Consider the following 17,532-nt stretch of genomic DNA (forward strand, 5'->3'; position numbering starts at 1 on the left):
CTGACCAGTGTGAAAACGAGTAGGCTCACGGACTTGTACGTCACCGGAAGGGGGTCGTCGAAGTGCTGAACAGCGGGGACGTGTTCGCCGGTTTCCGCATCGAACGGCTGCTCGGACAGGGCGGAATGGGATCGGTGTATCTCGCCCGGCATCCCCGGTTGGGCAAGCTCACCGCGCTCAAGCTGCTGAACCGGGAATTGTACGCGGACAGGGAGATCCGCACGCGCTTCGAACGCGAAGCCGAGATGGTCGCGCAGCTCGATCATCCGAATATCGTCGAGGTGTACGACCGCGGGACCGAGGACGCGCAGCTGTGGATCTCCATGCAGTACGTGGACGGCGTCGACGCCGCCGGCGTGGATGTCACCCAGTTGCCGCCGGAACGCGCCGTGCAGATCATCGAAGGCGTCGCCTCCGCACTCGATTACGCGCACAGCCGCGGCGTGCTGCACCGGGATGTCAAGCCCGCCAACATCATTCTGGCGCGCGCGGTGGCCGGGCACGGTGAACGCGTCTTCCTCACCGACTTCGGCATCGCCCGCCTGCGCGAGGATTCCACCCACCTCACTCAGGCCGGTATGTTCACCGCCACGCTGGCGTACGCCTCGCCCGAACAGATGACGGGCCAGCACCTCGACCACACCACCGACCAGTACTCCCTGGGCTGTGCGCTCTACTGGCTGCTGATCGGCATCGGCCCCTTCGACTCCCCCCACCCCGCCGAACTGATCCGCGGCCACCTGCAACTCCTGCCGCCGCCCGTCAGCCTCCGCCGCCCCGGACTGTCACCCGCCATGGACGCCGTCATCACCAAAGCCATGGCCAAACGCCCCATCGACCGCTTCCCCTCCTGCACCGATTTCGCCAAGGCCGCCCGCCGCGCCTTGACCGCCCCGCTCCGTCAAATCCCCACGCCGCCGGTGCAATCCGGTCCGATCCATCGCCCCTACCCCCAGAACGCCGCCCAGCCGGCCCCGCCCGGCTACGTGCCCCAGGCTCCGGCCTACCCGGCTCCACTTCCGGGCTATCAGGGCCCGCCGGCCGCGCCCCCGCCGAACTACCCGGCACCGCCCGCGCCCCAGGGATACCCTGCCGCGCCGAGTGCGCCACCGGCACAGGGTCATCCGGTGCCCGGACAGGTGCCGCCCCAAGGACCTCCGGGAGCCGGCCCGCAGGTTGCGCCGCCGGGTCAGCCGAGTTCTGGGGAGCCGCTGGGTTACCCGGGCGCCGGTGCGCCCGCCGCGTATCCACCCCCCGTGTATTCGCCTTCGCCGCAGGCGTATCCGGCCGCGCCGGCTCAGCCGGGCTCGCTGCCACGACCGGAGGCGACGGAATCGATGTCCGACGAGTTGTCCCGGCAGCGCACCGACTTGCTGCCGCAACCGGTGGCACCCGCCGCTCAGCAGGTCGCGATGGCCGAGCCGGTGGACGCCACCGAGATGCCGGTGACCGCTCAGGCTCAGTCCGAGCGCACCACCATGACCCACACCGTCGCGGTACCGGTCCGCGCGGACGGTTCACGTTCCCAGCCGGAGTCCCGCCCGGAAGCCGCGGCGTCGTCCGAGGAATCGGCGGCGGGGTCGAAGGGCTCGGATCTCGGTGCGGCGTCTGACTCGAGCGGCTCGGCGTTCGAGGCGGCGGCTCGGGTCGCGGCTGAGCCGGGCCGGCATCGAGCTTCGAGTGCGGAGGCGTTCGTCGGGGATCGAGTATCGGAAATGGTGCGCCATCCGGAATCCGGTGCGTTCATTCCCGAGCGGGAGCGTGCCAAGCATGACGCGGGCGGCCGATCCACAGGCGGGGCGGCCGCGGTGCCGCCGCTGCGGCCGGCCCGGAACGACCCGGCCGCAACGACTTTGCCGGAGGCCCGGACCGTCGAGGCGCCCGCCGACGCCGCACCCGCCGAAGACGACGGCGGTGGCGATGGGAACCCGGGGTCGAACGACGGCGCCGATTCGACGGCTCCGGGGCGAGCCGATATCGCTGCGGCGGAGGAGGCTTCCCCGGATACGGCGGCGAGCGGGCCGGAGTCGGCGGCCGTTCCGCAGGAACCGGTCGACGGCGAGGGCGCCGATCCCACCGAACCCTCGGCTCCGGCCCCGCCCGGCGGAGCGGATTCCGGTGTGGGCGAAGAGCTTCCGGCAAGCGCCGGACCGGCTGCCGATCCCGGTGCGGTGGATGCCGGCCTGACGCAGGGTTCGGAGGGGTTGACGGTTTCGCAGCGGGTGCCGTTGCCGGCGGAAGCGGGGTTCCCGCGGTACCCGGAGCAGTTGCCGCCGAATGTGTTCGGGCCGAATACCGGGCAATTCCCGCCGATTTCGATGCCGCCGCCGCAGCGGCCGGAGCGATTGGAGCGGTCTCAGGTGGCGGCGCTGGTGGTGCTGGGTGTGGCGTTGGTGGTGCTGGTAGTGCTGCTGGCGGTGGTGGTGCTGGTGGTGGGCGGGTAGCCGGCGGTCACGGGCTCGCGCGGTGGTCGAGCACCATCAGCCCTTGCTCGACCAGGATCTGCCGGGCGCGGCGGCGGATTCGGCAGTTGTCGACGGTGCAGCATCTATGGATCTGCATGGCTTCGTGAGCTTGCGACAGGGTCAGGTCGCCGGGTTCTACGGTGCAATCGAACAGATACATCATGGTGTCCGCCGGATCAGCGCAGGGGGGGAGGCAAATTCGCGGTCCGGCGCTGGCTGTCGGCGGGCGGCGGGCGTAACACCGGGCCTGTGAGAAAGCGTATCGAGGTTTGTGTGCGCGCACGGCGGTATGGGTTGGCTCGCCTGGATATTCGCGTGTGAATAGCCAAATTATTCACCGACCGGTCGGCCCGCAATGCCGGAATTATTGCGCGAATACGCGGAGTGGGTGCGCCCGGCTCGGGGACGAGTGGGTCCAGAGGTATCGGGGCTCCGGCTCTCACCGGGCGCGACTCCAGTCCAGCACCGCGCCGGCGCACCGGCGGCCGAAACCCGCACGCCGTAAAAACTTTCCGAAACCTCCAGGTCAGCATTCATATTGCATGGGAGCATCGTTCACAGCGACCGAAAACCGCCTTCGTGGGGGAGAGTTCGATGTCCGACCATGGTTCCACCCTGCCGCGCCGCCAACTGGGGCGATATCTGCGCGAGGGCCGAATGCAATGCAATATGACGATCGCCGAAGCGGCCGGCTTGATGGAATGGAGTGAATCGAAACTCCAGCGCCTGGAAACCGGTAATTCGGAGAAGATCCGGGTGCTCGATATCCGGGAACTGTGCCGTATCTACGACTTCGACGACGAGTTCACCACCGCTCTGGCGGGCCTCGCGCAACAGGCGAGCGTCAAGTCCTGGTGGCACGAATACGAGGATCTGGTGCCCGACGGCTTCAATGTCTATGTCGGCCTGGAGGCTTCGGCCCGCGCGCTGATCACCTACCAGCCCGATCTGATCCCCGGCCTGCTGCAGACCGCCGACTACGCCCGCGTCCTGATCGGCGATTACTGGCCGGATGCCGAACCCGACGCCCTGGACCGCCGGGTCCAGCTCAAGCTGCGCCGCCAATCCCTCTTGACCCGCAAACGCACTCCCGCCACCTTCGACCTGGTGGTGCACGAAACCGCTCTTCGCAGGCTGGTCGGCAGTCCGCGCATCATGTCCGCGCAACTCCGCCGCGTGGCGGACCTGTCGACCCTGCCGACGATCGCTGTTCGTGTACTACCCTTCTCCGCGGGCGTCCCGACCGGACATACGGTCGGACCCTTCGTGATTCTGGATTTCGGCCGGGACACCGTCGGCAAACCGGTCGAACCGACCGTGGTGTACCTGGAGAACTTCCTGGGCGACCTGTATCTGGAAAAGCAGGCGTCGGTGGACCGCTATCTCGAGGCATACCGGGCTCTCCAGCGCAGCGCCCTGGACGAGTCCGCCAGCAGAGACCTCCTACGAAAGGCAGCGAAGGAGTACGCGACGTGAACGTCGACCCCGCCGGCGCCCGGTGGTTCAAAAGCGCCCACAGCACCGGCGCCAAGGAATGCGTCGAAATAGCATTCCTCACCACCGGTGTAGGCATCCGCGACAGTAAAAACCCCACCGGCCCGTGCCTGCACTTCGCCCCCGCCGAATGGGATCGCTTCACCACCGCCGTAGCAGCGGGCGCTTTCGACCGGTAATCAGGAATCGGCGGCGAGTACGGGTTCGGCCGGAACTCCTTCGGGCTGTTTGGGTGCGGCGGGCACCCAGCCGCGCAGCGGTTGCACCACCGCGCCGTAGAAGGCGTCGGTCGCGGTTTTCACGCTCGCGACGAAACCGGCCGCGGTGCCGGATCGGCCCTTGGCCATCGGAAAAGACTGTTCCAGCGCGAAAGACACGATTTCGCCGGCCCGCCCGGCGGTCAGCAGCTTGGGGTCGGTGCGCGCCACGGACAGATGCTCGCAGGCCTCGTTGCCGCGTTCGGAGAACACCACTTCCACCCGTACCTCGCCGGGCGCCTGTTCCAGTTGCTTGAGCAGCCAGGACAATCGGCGCGCGGAGGTGCCTTCGTTCGGCGCGTCCAGGGTGGTGCGGCAGCGGATCGTATTGGTGCGCACGTCCGCGACCACGGTCAGATCACCCGCCGTATCGGGAATCCGCAGCACCGCCTCGAAACTGCCGTCCGCGGCCAGCCGTTCGGCGACGGCGGCATTGCGGGCGGCGGGATCGCTGCGGAACTTGCGCGGCAGCACATGATTGACGGTCACCCCGAGCTCGGCCGTCACCCGCAACGCGAGATGCCGGGCCAGCGAGATCCAGGTATCGGCCACCGCCAGGGCCTTCTGATCCCCGGCGCGCAGCGTGCCCGCGGTGACCGCGTCCCGCACCGCGACCCAGTGCCGGCCCATATCGGCGAATTCGGTGGCGCCCGATCTGGGATGGTCGAGGTAGCGCAGGAACTCGCTCAAGACCCAGGCTTGCAGATCGTCCTCGATGCCGCCGTGCGAGAGCAGCATCCGGGCTTCGTGCGCGACCTCCGCCCAGGACAGATGCCGCAGTGCGACTTTGGTGAGTTTGCGCCGGTCGACCTCCACCGGCAGTTCCCCGGGCCCGGCCGGAATATCGTTCGACAGGCTGACCACCACGTCGTACTTCTTCCGCCGGGCCACGTCGAGGTAGTTCTCCAGCTGGTCCTTGCGGAGCTTGCCGTTCCCGGTCTTGACCTCCAACAGCCCGGTCCAGGTCCGGCTGCCTCGCACCACCTTCAGCACGCCGTCGGGAATGACCTTGGAATCGCCGCGCTCGTATTGGACTTCGACGTAGCCCTCGAAAGCCCCCGCCGGAGCGCCCATTCGAGCGCACAGGGCGCGGGCGAACGGTTTGACCGCCTGCATGGTGGCGATCAGCGCCGAGGTGGCCCGCCGCTCCTGCTCCTCGCCGGCGCCGACCCCGATGACCGAGAACAGCCGCGCGGTCTGCCAGCCGTCGTGCTCGGCGAACTTGAACTCGATCGGCTTGGCCTTCTTGACCACCTTCTTGGTGGTCCGGACGCCACGCGTGCGCGGCGCGGGCGCGACCGGTGCGGCCTGGCCCTGCGGCGCGGGCTCCACCGGCGCGACGATCTCCGGGCTCGCCGCCGCCGTGTCGTCGTCGATGGACACGCCGAAATCCTTGGCCAGGCCGGCCAATCCGGTGTCCCAGCCCTGCCCGACCGCGCGCACCTTCCATTCCTCGCCGCGGCGGTAGACGTCGCCGAAATGGAAGGCCGATTCACTGGTGGCATCGGCGGTCAGGTATTCGGCCAGCGACTGCCCGGCGCCGTCCACCACCCGGAACGCGATCTTGCCCAGATCCCCGAAGCTCCCGGCGCTCAGACTCCCCACCAGCGCGATGGTGTGCACATCCGCCGGCACCGCCGACAGGTCGATCGAGATCCGGGTCTGCGCGCCTTCCTCGATCACGCTGGTGCCCAGAATCCGTACCGAGCCGTCCGCCGATTCCGGCTGGTTGTAGAAGACCAGGTCGTTGTCGGACCGCACTTTTCGATCGGCGCCCAGCAATAACGCCGATGCGTCGACCTCGATCTCCGATTCGGTCCATCCCACCACCACGTCGATGCGGACCACATCGTCCGGCAATGGAATGTTCTGCCCTTTGGACAGCATCGGAGAATTCACGTTCGCACCCTTCCGTATCGGCCGATCACATGCACCGGCAAATACGGGTACGGACTGTTCCCCCGCGCTGTTCGGCACCCCCGGTGATGTCGAATCACACTACGATGCAGTGCCTTTGGTTTGCGGGCTCAGGAATTTTTATGGCACAAAATGTCCTGGAGTTCGCTCAGCAGTCTGGTTTTGGGGCGGGCGCCGACAAGGGTGCGGATGGGCTCCCCGTGCTGGAAGACGATGAGGGTCGGCATCGACAGGATCCGGTATTTGCTCGCGGTGAGCGGGTTCTGATCGACATCGAGTTTCCGGATGGTCAGGCAGTCCGCGTGCTCCTGCGCGAGGGCGGCGAGCACCGGGGCGATCATCCGGCACGGCGGGCACCAGGTGGCCCAGAAGTCGACGAGGACGGGGCCGGGGTGGGCGAGGACTTCGCGGGTGAAGGATTCGTCGGTGACCGGGGTGATTTCGGCGGGGCGGGTGGCGTGCTCGGTGTGCATGTGATCGACGGTAAACATTGTCCTCGGGGACAAGGCAAGGGTGAATCGAGGGGAACGAGAATCGGCCCCCGCATTCGATGCGGGGGCCGATTTGTCGTAATTGTCTTGTGGGCCAGCCACGCTCAGCCGAAGAAGGCCGCCGCCTCGCGGTAGCGGTCGGCGGGGACCAGTTTCAGTTGCTTGGTGGCCTCGGAGAGGGGGACCAGCGCAACGTCGTTGCCGTGCAGCGCGACCATTTGGCCGAAGTTGCCGGCGTGAACGGCCTCGGCGGCGTGGACGCCGAAGCGGGTGGCGAGCACGCGGTCGTAGGGGGTCGGCGTTCCGCCGCGCTGCACGTGGCCGAGCACCGTCACGCGGACCTCCTTGCCGATACGGCGTTCGATCTCGGGAGCCAGCTGCTGGGCGACGCCCGTGAAGCGGACGTGGCCGAATTCGTCGATGCCGCCGTCGCGCAGGGTCATGGAGGCGGGGTCGGGGTGGGCGCCTTCGGCGACGACACAGATGAAGTGCGAATCTCCGCGCTGGAAGCGGCGTTTCACCATGGCGCAGACCTCGTCCACATCGAACGGGACCTCGGGGACCAGGGTGAGGTGGGCGCCGGAGGCGATACCGGAATTGATGGCGATCCAGCCCGCGTGCCGGCCCATGACCTCCACCAGCATGACGCGCTGATGGGATTCCGCCGTGGTGTGCAGCCGGTCGATGGCCTCGGTGGCGATGGCGACCGCGGTGTCGTGGCCGAAGGTGGTGTCGGTGCAGTCGATGTCGTTGTCGATGGTCTTGGGCACGCCCACCACCGGCACGCCCTCGTCGGCCAGCCAGGACGCCGCGGTCAGGGTGCCTTCGCCGCCGATCGGGATGAGCGCGTCGATGCCGTTGTCGTCGAGGGTCTGCTTGATCCGGGGCAGCCCGGCGCGCAGCACGTCGGGATTGGTGCGCGCGGTGCCGAGAATGGTCCCGCCCTTGGTGAGCAGGCGGTCGGTGCGGTCGTTGTTCAGGATCTGGATCTTGCGATCCTCGAGTAGCCCGCGCCACCCGTCCTGGAACCCGACGATCGCATCCCCCCAGCGCCCGTTCGCGGTCCGAACGACGGCCCGAATCACCGCGTTCAGCCCTGGGCAGTCTCCGCCTCCGGTCAAGACTCCGATGCGCATGGCCCCCATCATGCCCGAACCCGCGCGTTCGCGGGCCGCGCCCCCGGAGCTAGTGGGCGCAGTGGCCGCCGCGCAGTTCCTCCAGATGCCCGTTGATCAGCGCGGCCACCTTGGTGAGCATGGCGGTGCCGTCGTCGAAGGACCCGGAATTGGGCTGCGCGGCAACGGCGATGGCCAATTCGCCGCCTTCCACCGGAATGAGCCCGAATTGCCGGACCAGGTAACTTCCGGAGGTATCGGGCCCCCACCCGCCCTTGAATTCCGCATTGTCCAGATTGCCCAATCCCCAGCGCTGCCCGGAGCTGATCTTCCCCATCAGCGAGGTGACCGCGTCCGATTCGGGCAGGCAGGGCAGCCGGGACGCGAATTTCAGCTGATCCGACAGCGACCAGTCGGCCTGCCCGAACGCCGAGTAATCCGACCGGATGCGCACCGACGGCACCTTGGTGGTGGCGTCCCCGCCCTCGCGCAATACCGCCTGCACCGTCTGGGCCGCGGTATCCGCGCCGCCGAGCGACTGCCACAGCGTATCCGCGGCCGTATTGTCCGAATAGGTGATGGCATTGGCCGCCGCCCCGGTATATCCGGAGTTGGCGCGCAGCGCCGCCAGCGTGAGCGGTACCTTCATGGTCGACCAGGCCGGCCCCGTGGTCCAATCGCCCAGGGCGACTACGCGATCCCCGCCGACCGGCATCAGCGCCAGTCCCACCTTGCCGCTCAGCGTCGGCTTCAGATCATTGAGGAAGTCCCAGGCCAGACTGCCGGGCACGGCCGCGACCAGCGGTGCGGCGGCGCCGCTCGTCCCCGCCACCGAGGTGGTTTCCGGCACCAGTACCGGCTTGCTGGCGCAGCCGGTCAGCACACCCGTCAGCAGTGCCGCCGCACCGCCCGCGACCAGGCGCGTCCATAATCGCCGCGTGGTGTGCGCAAACGCTCCGTCCACCCCGTCACCTCCATTTTCCCGGATACCGGTAAGTCCCTGTTCCTAGCGGACACACCTAAACCCGTCAATCGCAAGGGATTGTTCTGGGTTGCGGCGACCGGGTCAAACGCGGTGCGTAATGCCGCTTTTGACGGCCGTCCCCCCGAGTCGGCGTGTGCGTCCCGGTATTTCATGGACGCGCACGCCGATCTTGTTAATGGCCACCGCCCCTACGGTGACCGCCGGGCCCGCGGTCAGTGACCGCAGTGCCCGCTGCGTAGGTCGGACAGGTGATCGCCGAGCAGTACGGCCATCTTGTCCATCATGTCGGTCGCGTCGTCGAAGCTGCCGGATTCCGGTTCCGCCGCCATGGCCACCGCGATCGGCCCGGCCAGCGTGGGCACCAGCCCGAACTGACGCACCGTGTACTTGCCGGTGTAGTCGTCGGGTCCCCAGCCGCCCTTGAATTCCGCGCCGATCAGCTTGCCCAGGCCCCAGCTCTGGCTCGGCGTGATCTCGCTCATCAGCGAGATGACCGAATTGGCGCGCGGCAGGCAGGGCAGATTGGCCGCGAACTTCACCTGATCGGTGAGCGACCACTCGGTCGCGCCGAAGGCCAGCAGATCATCGGAATCCAGTGCGGCGAGCCGGGTGTGGCGCGCGGCCACATCGGTGGTGGCGTCCCCGGCCTCGCGCAGCACCGATTCCACGGCCTCGGCGGCCTGGGTGCCGGTGCCGAGCGAGTTCCAGAGCTCCTGCGCCGCATCATTGTCCGAATAGGTGATGGCCGCCTCGGCGATGGACCGCATACCGTCCGGATCGTGGCGCAGCGCCGCCAGCGCCAGCGGCACCTTGATGGTGGACCAGGCGATGCCGCTGCTCCAATTGCCCAGCAGCGTCACCTCGCCGCCGCCGACCGGCATGATCGCCATTCCGATCCGACCGTCCAGCCCGGACTGCAACTCCGAGAAATCCGCCGTGAAGCCAATGGATTTCGGCAAACCGAACAGGTCGGGCAGTTCGGGCGCGATCATGGACAGGCCGGTGGGCGAATCCGCCGCTAACACCGGCACCACGGGCACCGGTTCGGCCGCCGGTGCGCCCGAGGAGGTCTTCACCTGCACGCTGCACGCCGTCACCGCGAACAGCGTCGCCACGGCAAAACATCGAGCAATGGCCTTGCGACAGGCCGCATTAGGATCAGTAGACATACACCACCGCGTTCTCGCCACCGATGCACGTGACCAATTTCCCGGCGGCCGTGCAGTTCATCGTGTACGCCCGGCCGGTAACCGGGCTGACCGCGACCACATTACTTGCCGATCCGCCCTGGCTCCCAGTTGCGGCGGCATAGGCCCGGCGCACCTCCTCCGCGAAAGGACAACTGGTGACCGTGGATCCGGTCGCGGAGGTGGTGAAGCCGTTGGTCGAGGGATAAACGGGCGAGCACGGCGAAGCGCCCACCGGCAGCTGCACCGTGGTGGCCGCCGGGGACGTGGTCGTGGTCCCGCCCTTGGTCTGGGACGGCATGTTCACCGTGCCTGGATTCTGTTGTGTCGCAGTCGCATCAGCCGCATTATTCGATGGTTCGTTGCGGGAGCCGTCGAGGACTTGCCAGCCGATCGCACCCGCGATGGCGGCCGCCGCGATGGTCAGCACGCCGATCGAGATGGGCACCGCCGCCGACTTGCGCGGCCGGTAGGCCGAGCGCGGCGGGGCGGGATCGACGCGCGGATGCTCCGAGGTCGGGTACAGCGACGGGTCGGGCGCGGGCGCGTACGGGAATTCCCGCTGCTGATGGCCCCAGACCGGCTGCTGCGGCTGCGCGTCGGCGGGCAGCGGCGTGTAGTGGAAATCACTGACCCGCACCACGGTCGGATCCGCGGGCACGATGACCGGCAGGTCGGAGGTGGCGGGGTGTTCGTCGGCTTCGGCGGCGGGGAAGCTGCCGGTGACGTACGCCCGGAAAGTCCCGGTATTGGGTTGCCGCACGGTGGGATCCGAGTTCTGCACGGGCGCGTTCGGCGTGCCCGGTCCGCCGACGGGCGCGAAACCCGATCCGGTCGGCGGCAGCGTGCGCCCCTGCGGCAGGATCTCGGTGGGCGGGGCGGGAACCGCGGTGCCGGCCAAGGCCATCCGCGCCGCGCGGGCGAATTCCCCGGCGGTCAGGAAGCGCGTGTTCGGATCCTTGGCGAGCGCCCGCGCCACCACTGAATCCAGAGCGGTCGGTATTCCAGGCAATTGGGTACTGGGCCGTGGTGGCGGATCCGAAAGATGCGCCCGGATCAGCACGCTCATATTGTCCGCCGGGAACGGCTTGGTCCCCGTGAGGCATTCGTGCAGCACGCACCCCAGCGAGTAGATGTCCGCCCGCCCGGTCACCGGCCCCGCGTCGAACCGCTCGGGCGCCATATAGGCGTAGGACCCGACCGCGGTCCCGGTCATGGTGAGGGTGGTGTCCCCTTCGGCCCGCGCGATGCCGAAATCGGCCAGATATGCGAAATCCGCATCAGTGACAAGAATATTGGCGGGTTTCACATCCCGGTGCACCAGCCCGGAGTAGTGCGCGGCGTCCAGCGCCGCCGCGATCTGCTCCACGATCGCGACCGCGCGCAGCGGCGACATCGGCCCCTGATAGTCCAGCAGCGAGCGCAGATCCTGTCCGCGCACCAGCCGCATATCGATGTAGAGCACACCGTCGATCTCGCCCCAGTCGTGGATCGGGATGATGTGCGGTTCGGCCAGGCGCGCCGCGGCCTGCGATTCGCGACGGAAACGTTCCTGGTAGGAGGGGTCTTTCGCGAGATCCGACGGCAGCAGTTTGAGCGCTACCACCCGGTCCTTGACCGTGTCGTAGGCCTCGTAGACCTCCCCCATGCCGCCCCTGCCCAGCAGCGAGCGCAGCTCGTACGGCCCGAAACTGCCGCCGGCCCGCGATGGCGGTGCATCCACCCCGTCAAACCTCCAACTCTCGGTCGGGTCGCGACGAAGGTGTCCGCGGCCCGCCCCTATGGACTGGATTCTCCGGGTGCGACCACGCCGTGGTCAAACGCAAAGACGATCGCCGCGGCCCGGTCCCGTAACCCGAGCTTTCCGAAGATATGTCCCACATGGCTCTTGACCGTTACTTCGGAGATGCCCAGACTGCGCGCGATCTCGGAATTCACGCGTCCCCGGCCGATGAGTTCGAGCACTTCGAGTTCGCGCACGGTCAGTTCCGATAGGCGGGACTTGCTGGGCGCCGCGGGCGCCGGTACCGACCGGTATGCGGTGAGCACGCGCGGGGTGACCGACGGATCGAGCCAGGACCCGCCGCCCGCGACCGTGCGCACGGCGCGGATCAGATCCTCGGCGGGGGAGTCCTTGAGAATGAAGCCCGCCGCCCCCGCCCGCAGTGCCCCCGAAAGCAGCTGGTCGTCATCGAAAGTGGTGAGCACCAGCACCGGCGGCGCGTCCGGGAAGGCCCGCAGCGTGCGCGTCGCCTCGATCCCGCCGATGCGTTTCATGCGCAGATCCATCAGCACCACGTCCGGCCGGTGCGCGGCGAGCGCGGCCGGCACCTCGTCCCCGTCCGCGCATTCGCTCACCACGAAACCGTCACGGCGGCGCAGGATTCGGCGCAATCCGCCCCGGACCAGTTCCTGATCGTCGACCACCAGTACGTCGACGAGTTCCTCGTCGGGGCGCTCGGTCACATGCTCTCCTGCGGCTGGCCCGGTCCGGCCGGGTCGGTCTGGGTCTTACGGGTCATGTTGTGCAGCATGGTGCGCAGCGAATCCTCGGCCTGGGTGGCGATACAGGACAGCTGCCCGGGCATCGGGATGCGGGCGTACACCCGCCAGCCGTCGTCGGCCGGCCCGGCCTGCAGATCGCCGCCGAGCAGGGCGGTGCGCTGGCGCATGCCGTCGATGCCCATGCCGCGGCCCGGGCGCACCGCCGCGCCGGCCGGCAGCGTATTGCCGATCTCGACGGTGATGTCCTTGGCGCACAGCGCGATTCGCAGCCGCGCCGACGCGCCCGGGGCGTGCTTGGCGATATTGGCGAGGGATTCCTGGCAGATCCGGTACAGCGCCAGGCCCATGCCCGCCGACACCGCCGAGCTGTCGCCGCTCATCCGGTAGTCGACCTCCATGCCCGCGCGCACGAAATCGGCCACCAGTTCGGCGATATCGTCCAGTCCGGGTTCGGGTTTGTGCAGCGTGGGCCGCTGGTCGAGCAGGCCGACCGTGCGCCGGATATCGGCCATGGCCTGCCGCCCCAGCCGTTCGGCATCGGTGAGCGCGTCCACCGCCTCGTCCACGTCCCGGTCGGTCTGCAGGGCGTGCCGGGCGGCGGTCACGTGCAGCAGCGTGATGCTCAGCGAATGCGCGATCACGTCGTGCACCTCGCGCGCGATCCGGCGGCGTTCCTCGTCGGCCGCCGCCGCGGTCCGCACCTCTTGGTTCTCGCGCTCCTGATACAGGTAGCGGCGCTGGAAGTTCATGAACTGGCCGGTCATCCACCCGCACAGGACCGCGATGGCGTAGACCGGCAGGCCCTCCTCGACATGCCCGATGGATTCGAAGAACGCCAGCTCCGCGATCATCACCAGCGCCACCGGGATGCTGGCCAGCGGCGTGGTCAGCGCCGCGACCTCGCCGACCGCGATGATCAGCACGAACGGCGCGGAATCCGAGGGCACCGGCTGCGAGAGGAAGACCGCCGCCGCGGACATGTTCAGCACCGCGATGATCAGCGGTTTGGGCAACACCCCGAAGAAGGCGTACAGCGGCCCGGTGATGTAGGTGAGCGTCATGGCCAGGATCGGCAGCAGGCTCGGCCAATAGCCGCTGTCGTAGCGCTGCACCACCGCGACCGTCGCGATCACCAGCAGCACCACGTCGAATACCGCCACCACCGGGACCGGATAGCCGAAGTGCTCCACATTGGTGCGGAACTCCGCGACCGGATGCCGCGCGAACCGCTGGATGCGCGCGCCGCTGGCCAGCGCCCATTCGTGCAATCTCCGCAACGCGCGCCCTACCGGTTGCGGGGTGGCGTCTGTCACGTCCATCCTGTCAGGCTAGTGGCCGGATATGACGGCGTACATCGTGCGCGGGCAGGGGGCGGTCTCCTACCGGGGTAGGAGCTCGAGTCGCGTCCGCGGCACGACGACACGGCTCACGGGCGTCCGTAGCGTTCAGGGCAACGGCATCCGGCACCGAAATCGGATGCGCGACGAAAGGTAGGGGGCCATGACCTGGGCAGACCTGCACGCTCGCACCGAACTCGTGCACACCGTACTGGATCGGGCGGCGCGAAATCCCGCCGATCCCAACCTCTTCCACGACCTGCCCGAGCTGGACCGGCTCTTCGGCGGGGTCGACGGACTGCTGCTCGCGCTGCGGCATCGCTGGGAGAACCATCTGACCGTGAAACTGGATCACGCACTGGCGCAGGGGAAGTCGGTGGACCAGGTGCGGCTCGAACTGGCCGCCGAACAGCCCGCGCTGCGCGCGGTGCTGGACCGGTACGGTACCGACGAGCTGTACCGGCGGCCGCGCCCGCGCGCACTGGCCAGCTGACACAACATCACAAGGGGAGAGGCCCATGCTGGAATTGACCGACGTCACCAAGGAATACCGGGTGGGGGAGCAGACCGTGCGCGCCCTGGACTCGATCAGCCTGCGCATCGAGCCGGGCGAGTTCACCGCCATCATCGGGCCCTCGGGTTCCGGCAAGAGCACGATGCTGCACCTGCTGGGTGCGCTGGATTCCCCGGACTCCGGGTCGATTCGCTTCCGGGACAAGGAGATCGGCGGCCTGAACGACGACCAGCAGTCCGAATTCCGGCGGCACCAGGTGGGTTTCGTCTTCCAGTTCTTCAATCTGCTGCCCACGCTCTCGGCCTGGGAGAACGTCGCCATTCCGAAGCTGCTGGACGGCAGCGGATTGCGCAAGGCCAAGCCGCGCGCGCTGGAACTGCTCGACCTGGTCGGCCTGTCCGACCGGGCCGAGCACCGGCCGGCCGAACTGTCCGGCGGGCAGATGCAGCGCGTCGCGGTGGCGCGGGCGCTCATCATGGATCCGCCGCTGATCCTCGCCGACGAGCCCACCGGCAACCTGGACTCCAAGACCGGGGCCTCGATTCTCGAACTGCTGCGCGAGATCACCGCGGCCGGCAACTCGGTGGTCATGGTGACCCACGACATGGGTGCGGTGAGCTACTGCCACCGGGTGATCACGCTGCGCGACGGGCGGATCGGATCCAACGAGCGGGTGGTGCACGAGGCGGACGGCTCCGCGCATACCGTGACCGACGCCGAGGTCGCCGAGCGCGACGGGGCGGTGCGCGCATGATCCGCGCGGCATGGGATCGGCTACGGCTGTTCAATATCGGTGACCTGCTCGCGCATCGCGGGCGCACCGCCATGTCCATGATGGTGATGGGAGTCTCGGCGGGACTGCTGGTTTCGGTGTTCAGCATCTCCGGCTCCATCACCGGATCGGTCGACAAGCTCACCCGTTCACTCGGCGGCAAGGCCGCGCTGGAGATCACCGGCGTCACCGACGCCGGGTTCGATCAGGCTCTGCTGCAAGAGATCCGGTCCGTCACGGGCGTGCGGGTGGCGGTGCCGATGCTGCGCCAGTCCATCGGCGCGGACGACGAGCGGGCGCTGCTGGTCGGCGCGGATCAGACCATGACCGAGCTCGGCACCGACCTGGACGGGCCGTTGCGCGATCAGGCGGCCAAACTGCTCACCGTTCCCAACGGGGTGCTGGTCGGCTCCGCCATGGGGCGCACCGAAGGTGAGAAGTTCCAGATCGGCGCGGTGAACGCCACCGTGGCCGGGGTGCTGGACGCGGCCGCCGCCCGTGATCTCAATGGCGGGCACATCGTGATGGCGCTGCTGCCGGTGGCGCAGAAGATCACCGAACGGGCCGGGCGGCTGGACTCGGTGCAGATCATCGCCGCGCCTGGCGCCGACGTCGGTCAGCTGAGATCCGAACTGACCAAGGTGGTTTCGGGCCGCGCCGTGGTCGCCGACCCGGATCTGCGGGCGGCGCAGGCGGGCGGCGCGGTGCAGCTGGTGCGGTATTCGACGCTGGCGTCCTCCGCGGCGGCGCTCATCGTCTCCGCGTTCCTGATCTACAACGCCATGAGTATGGCGGTGGCGCAACGCCGTACGACGCTGTCGCTGCTGCGCGCCATCGGCGGCAAACGCGGGCCGATGGTGCGCGACCTGATCGCCGAGGCGGCGCTGCTGGGCCTGATCGGCGGCCTCATCGGCGCGGTCATCGGAATGTTCATGGGCCGCACCGCCATCACCCGCCTGCCCGCCGCCATGGTGCAGTCGGTGGAGGCGCGCACCGAATACATGGTGCCCGGCTATGCAATCCCGGTGGCGGTGGCCGCCTGCGTGCTGGCCTCGGTCGCCGCGTCGGCGCTGGCCGCCCGGCAGGTCTACAAGGTCGCGCCGATCGAGGCGCTGGCCCCGGTCGGCGGCTCCGCGGCCGATACCGTGCCGCCGGTGTGGCGCTGGGTCGCGGTGGTCGTGGGCGTGGGGATGGTCGCCCTCGCGATCGTGCTCGCCTACTCCGACCTGGGCCTGGTCTCGCTGGGCTCGATCTCGCTGTCCATCGGCGGCGGCGTGGTGCTCTGCTTCGCCGCCACCGGACCCATCGTGCGCGGCATCGCCGCCGTCTCCGGGCGGTTCGGCGCACCCGGCGCGCTCGGCGCCACCTCCGCCGAACGCGCGCCCCGGCGGGTCTGGGCGACCGCCATGACCGTCATGATCGGCGTCGCCGCCGTGGTGGCCATGGGCAATTCCAGCCGCAACCTGGTCAGCTCGGCCGCCGACACCTTCGAATCCCTCGCCTCGACAGACGTTTTCGTCAGCCCCACCGCCATGGAACAGTTCCCCACCGGGCCGCTGCTCCCCGCCGACCTGAAGGCCAAACTCCAGGCCATCCCCGGCGTCTCCGCGACCGGTTCCGCCCAAATGGCTTTCGCCACCCTGGGCCGCGGCCGCGTCATGCTCCAGGCCTACGAAGGCAATATCGCCCGCAGCTCGGCCCTGGAGGGCACCAGCGACTCCGACCGGGAGCGCATGGCGCGCGGTGAGGGCGTGGTCATCTCCCGCGATGTGGCGCGGTCACTGGACGTCGAAGCCGGTTCGGCCATCGACCTGCCGACGCCGACCGGCACGCACCGGGTCACCATCTTGCGGGTGGTGCCCTACTTCTCGGCCATCGCCGGCATCGTGGTCATGGACCTGGGCATCATGCAGCAGTGGTATCAGCGCGCGGGCGAAACCATCATCGGCATCGATTTCGCCCCGGGCGCGAACCACGAGGAAGTGATGTCCGCCATCCGCGCCGTGGTGCCCGCCGGAATCCACGTCGACACCGGCCGGGCGGCGGTGGACGCCATCTCCAGCAGCGTCCGCCAGGGCACCTCCATCAGCGCCGCCATCCTCTGGATCGTGGTGCTGGTGGCGACCGTCGCGCTCCTCAACACCCTCATGCTCTCGGTACTGGAACGCCGCCGGGAACTGGGCGTCCTGCGCGCCATCGGCACCAGCCGCCGGTTCCTGCTGCGCTCGGTGCTCACCGAAGCCGCCGGCATCGGATTGATGGGCGCCGCACTGGGATTGGCCGTCGGCTCGGCGGTCCACTACCTGGCCACTATCGCCCTCGGCCATGCCACCTCCATCGACGTCGTCTACCACCCCAGCCCGCTGCTGCTGGTCTACGCGATCGTCGCGACCCTGCTGGCCTTGCTCGGTTCCATCCCGCCCGCGGTGCGCGCCGCCCGCCTGCCCATCGTGGAGGCCATCGCCGCAGATTGAGCTGGGACCGACCGCGTTC

General features: G+C 68.7%; 15 protein-coding genes. 6 read left to right on the forward strand and 9 right to left on the reverse strand.

Annotated features, from left to right (window positions below):
* Window positions 1–62 precede the first annotated feature (62 nt).
* Window positions 63–2,444, forward strand: a complete 2,382-nt coding sequence (locus NY1_RS44490; RefSeq protein ID WP_067711096.1) for a serine/threonine-protein kinase — start codon at window positions 63–65, stop codon at window positions 2,442–2,444.
* 7 nt (window positions 2,445–2,451) lie between these two features.
* Here NY1_RS44490 and NY1_RS42780 read toward each other — a convergent pair whose 3' ends face one another.
* Window positions 2,452–2,625: a hypothetical protein gene (locus tag NY1_RS42780; protein WP_157762162.1), complete on the reverse strand. Its 174-nt coding sequence runs from the start codon at window positions 2,623–2,625 to the stop codon at window positions 2,452–2,454.
* 434 nt (window positions 2,626–3,059) lie between these two features.
* On the opposite strand from NY1_RS42780, the gene NY1_RS11725 reads away from it, so the two are divergent.
* Both NY1_RS11725 and NY1_RS11730 read left to right on the forward strand, forming a co-directional pair.
* Entirely contained in the window at window positions 3,060–3,941 is an 882-nt protein-coding gene (locus tag NY1_RS11725) for a helix-turn-helix domain-containing protein (RefSeq protein ID WP_067711098.1), read from the forward strand.
* Window positions 3,938–4,138, forward strand: coding sequence for a DUF397 domain-containing protein (locus NY1_RS11730; protein ID WP_067711100.1), 201 nt, complete (start codon window positions 3,938–3,940; stop codon window positions 4,136–4,138). Before NY1_RS11725 ends, NY1_RS11730 begins: the two co-directional genes overlap by 4 nt.
* On the opposite strand, the gene NY1_RS11735 is transcribed toward NY1_RS11730, so the two are convergent.
* The 8 genes from NY1_RS11735 to NY1_RS11770 form a co-directional block, all read right to left on the reverse strand.
* Complete coding sequence (locus tag NY1_RS11735) at window positions 4,139–6,115, reverse strand: TerD family protein (RefSeq protein WP_067711101.1); 1,977 nt, start codon at window positions 6,113–6,115, stop codon at window positions 4,139–4,141.
* Between the two features lie 128 nt (window positions 6,116–6,243).
* The gene (trxA, locus tag NY1_RS11740) at window positions 6,244–6,606 is read right to left on the reverse strand and encodes a thioredoxin (RefSeq protein ID WP_067711517.1); all 363 of its coding nucleotides are present in this window, start codon (window positions 6,604–6,606) and stop codon (window positions 6,244–6,246) included.
* Between the two features lie 122 nt (window positions 6,607–6,728).
* Window positions 6,729–7,760, reverse strand: coding sequence for an ATP-dependent 6-phosphofructokinase (locus NY1_RS11745; RefSeq protein WP_067711520.1), 1,032 nt, complete (start codon window positions 7,758–7,760; stop codon window positions 6,729–6,731).
* Window positions 7,761–7,809: 49 nt separating this feature from the next.
* Window positions 7,810–8,703, reverse strand: coding sequence for a serine hydrolase (locus tag NY1_RS11750; protein ID WP_233434289.1), 894 nt, complete (start codon window positions 8,701–8,703; stop codon window positions 7,810–7,812).
* 233 nt (window positions 8,704–8,936) lie between these two features.
* Complete coding sequence (locus NY1_RS11755) at window positions 8,937–9,839, reverse strand: serine hydrolase (protein ID WP_233434290.1); 903 nt, start codon at window positions 9,837–9,839, stop codon at window positions 8,937–8,939.
* Window positions 9,840–9,882: 43 nt separating this feature from the next.
* Entirely contained in the window at window positions 9,883–11,634 is a 1,752-nt protein-coding gene (locus tag NY1_RS11760) for a serine/threonine-protein kinase (RefSeq protein WP_067711102.1), read from the reverse strand.
* Window positions 11,635–11,690: 56 nt separating this feature from the next.
* Entirely contained in the window at window positions 11,691–12,377 is a 687-nt protein-coding gene (locus NY1_RS11765; protein WP_067711104.1) for a response regulator, read from the reverse strand.
* The gene (locus NY1_RS11770; RefSeq protein WP_084534871.1) at window positions 12,374–13,735 is read right to left on the reverse strand and encodes a sensor histidine kinase; all 1,362 of its coding nucleotides are present in this window, start codon (window positions 13,733–13,735) and stop codon (window positions 12,374–12,376) included. Before NY1_RS11770 ends, NY1_RS11765 begins: the two co-directional genes overlap by 4 nt.
* A 181-nt stretch (window positions 13,736–13,916) precedes the next feature.
* Here NY1_RS11770 and NY1_RS11775 point away from each other — a divergent pair, with 181 nt between their 5' ends.
* From NY1_RS11775 to NY1_RS11785, 3 genes are read left to right on the forward strand one after another with little or no spacing between them, the layout of a single operon-like run.
* Window positions 13,917–14,246, forward strand: coding sequence for a hypothetical protein (locus tag NY1_RS11775; RefSeq protein WP_067711106.1), 330 nt, complete (start codon window positions 13,917–13,919; stop codon window positions 14,244–14,246).
* Window positions 14,247–14,271: 25 nt separating this feature from the next.
* Window positions 14,272–15,021, forward strand: a complete 750-nt coding sequence (locus NY1_RS11780; protein WP_084534872.1) for an ABC transporter ATP-binding protein — start codon at window positions 14,272–14,274, stop codon at window positions 15,019–15,021.
* Window positions 15,018–17,513, forward strand: a complete 2,496-nt coding sequence (locus tag NY1_RS11785) for an ABC transporter permease (protein ID WP_067711108.1) — start codon at window positions 15,018–15,020, stop codon at window positions 17,511–17,513. The genes NY1_RS11780 and NY1_RS11785 overlap by 4 nt, the downstream gene beginning before the upstream one ends.
* Window positions 17,514–17,532: the final 19 nt, after the last annotated feature.

It is taken from the genome of Nocardia yamanashiensis NBRC 100130 (genome assembly GCF_001613325.1).
GTDB classification, from domain to species: domain Bacteria; phylum Actinomycetota; class Actinomycetes; order Mycobacteriales; family Mycobacteriaceae; genus Nocardia; species Nocardia yamanashiensis.

Bases quoted from the DNA above. Each gene is read 5' to 3' on its own strand.
- NY1_RS42780 (WP_157762162.1), bottom strand. From the start codon at position 2,625: ATGTATCTGTTCGATTGCACCGTAGAACCCGGCGACCTGACCCTGTCG.
- NY1_RS11725 (WP_067711098.1), top strand. From the start codon at position 3,060: ATGTCCGACCATGGTTCCACCCTGCCGCGCCGCCAACTGGGGCGATAT.
- trxA (WP_067711517.1), bottom strand. From the start codon at position 6,606: ATGCACACCGAGCACGCCACCCGCCCCGCCGAAATCACCCCGGTCACC.
- NY1_RS11745 (WP_067711520.1), bottom strand. From the start codon at position 7,760: ATGCGCATCGGAGTCTTGACCGGAGGCGGAGACTGCCCAGGGCTGAAC.
- NY1_RS11770 (WP_084534871.1), bottom strand. From the start codon at position 13,735: ATGGACGTGACAGACGCCACCCCGCAACCGGTAGGGCGCGCGTTGCGG.
- NY1_RS11775 (WP_067711106.1), top strand. From the start codon at position 13,917: ATGACCTGGGCAGACCTGCACGCTCGCACCGAACTCGTGCACACCGTA.
- NY1_RS11780 (WP_084534872.1), top strand. From the start codon at position 14,272: ATGCTGGAATTGACCGACGTCACCAAGGAATACCGGGTGGGGGAGCAG.
- NY1_RS11785 (WP_067711108.1), top strand. From the start codon at position 15,018: ATGATCCGCGCGGCATGGGATCGGCTACGGCTGTTCAATATCGGTGAC.